This is a genomic window from Thermus aquaticus, from assembly GCF_001280255.1.
Taxonomy (GTDB): Bacteria; Deinococcota; Deinococci; order Deinococcales; family Thermaceae; genus Thermus; species Thermus aquaticus.
On record NZ_LHCI01000053.1, the window covers coordinates 1 to 450 of the forward strand.

The 450-nt window shown below is 72.9% G+C and carries 1 protein-coding gene; it reads right to left on the reverse strand.

The window, feature by feature from the left end; translation table 11 throughout:
- Window positions 1–65 precede the first annotated feature (65 nt).
- Window positions 66–450: MogA/MoaB family molybdenum cofactor biosynthesis protein (locus BVI061214_RS00325; protein ID WP_053766890.1), on the reverse strand; the 385-nt coding region annotated here is incomplete at its 5' end.

Here is a 450-nt window from a genome sequence, read left to right on the forward strand (position 1 = left end):
CCCCCCTCCCCGGGGCCTTCTTTTTGGCCTCCTCCCCCACCAGAAAGCCCGGGGCCTGGGGCACCCTACTCAGGGTCCCCCTCCCGCCACGCCTTGCCGGTCACCAGGGAGAGGGCGTGGGGCAGGGCGGGGAGGACGGCCTCTAAGGACTCCCGGGCCCCCTTGGGGCTTCCCGGAAGGTTCAGGATCAGGGTCCTCCCCCGCACCCCGGCCACGCCCCGGGAGAGGGCGGCCATGGGGGTCTTCTCCAGGCCCTTAAGGCGCATGAGCTCGGCCAGGCCCGGGACCTCCCGCTCCAGGACCTCCTTGGTGGCCTCGGGGGTGCGGTCCCGGGGGGCGAGGCCCGTGCCCCCGTTGGTGAGGATGAGGTCCAGCCCCTCCCGGTCCGCCCAGAGCCTGAGGACCTTCTTGATCATGGGGGGCTCGTCGGGGACCAGCTCGTAGAGGACC